Below are 1,142 nucleotides of genomic sequence, written 5' to 3'. Positions count from 1 at the left end.
GTCACCGTCGTGCGTGACTTACCAACCGCTTCGGCAACACTTTGATGAGTGAGTTCAAACTCATCCATTAATCGTTGTAAAGCAACGGCTTCTTCCAAAGGATTCAAGTCTTCGCGTTGGATGTTCTCGATTAATGCAATGGCAATAGCGGCTTCGTCTGGCACATCTTTGACCAAACAGGGGACTGTATCTAAACCAGCGAGTTGCGCCGCACGCCACCGGCGTTCACCGGCTATAATTTCAAACCGATTTTCGGCAACCGGGCGAACGACAATCGGTTGAATAATACCTTGCGCTTTTACGGAATTCGCAAGATCTTCAAGTGCTTCTGGCGCCATGTCTTTGCGCGGTTGATATTTACCCGGTTGCAAAAACTCGACCGGTAATTTGCGCAATTCACCTTTCTCCAACGCCTCCATCACATCAGTCTGACTTTGATGACGGGTGGCAGCATTCGCGCTGTTGGTCAATAGTGCGTCTAGACCGCGTCCTAATCCTCGTTTTTTCACTGACATAATTGGTCCCTCTTAAACGGTCGTCGCCGCTTCTGCGCGACGGATAACTTCACCCGCTAACGCTAGATAAGCTTTTGAGCCTGAAGACGTTTTATCATAATACATGGCGGGAGAGCCGAAGCTTGGTGCTTCTGCCAAGCGAACATTACGTGGAATCACAGTTCGATAAACTTGGTCGCCAAAATGCGTTTTTAATTGTTCCGACACATCGTTCGCTAAGCGATTACGCGGGTCGTACATGGTACGTAAAATGCCTTCGATTTTTAATTGTGGATTGACGAAACTCGATAGCTGTTCGATGGTGTCCATCAGTGCGGTTAAACCTTCAAGCGCGTAATATTCGCATTGCATCGGCACGAGCACGGAGTCAGCCGCCGCCATCGCATTGACCGTCAACAGATTTAACGACGGTGGACAATCAATAAAAACAAAATCGTAGTAGTCGCGGACCGGTTCGAGGGCTCGGCGTAAGCGCGTTTCACGCGCAAACACTTCCATCAGTTTAATTTCGGCCGCTGTCACATCACCATTCGCTGCTAAGAGGTGATAATTCCCGCTGGTTTCCGTTTGAATCACGCTCGCTGCAGGTTTTTCATCGACTAACAAGTCATACACCGTAGCTGGAAC

The 1,142-nt window shown here is 48.9% G+C and carries 2 protein-coding genes; both read right to left on the bottom strand.

What is annotated here, in order from left to right:
- The coding region (locus J5F18_RS01455; RefSeq protein ID WP_346300592.1) for a ParB/RepB/Spo0J family partition protein at window positions 1-515 on the bottom strand (515 nt) is incomplete at its 3' end.
- Between the two features lie 12 nt (window positions 516-527).
- Window positions 528-1,142: ParA family protein (locus J5F18_RS01450; protein WP_346300591.1), on the bottom strand; the 615-nt coding region annotated here is incomplete at its 5' end.

Source organism: Halomonas sp. BM-2019 (assembly GCF_017584085.1).
This window is presented reverse-complemented; position numbering and strand designations above follow the sequence as displayed.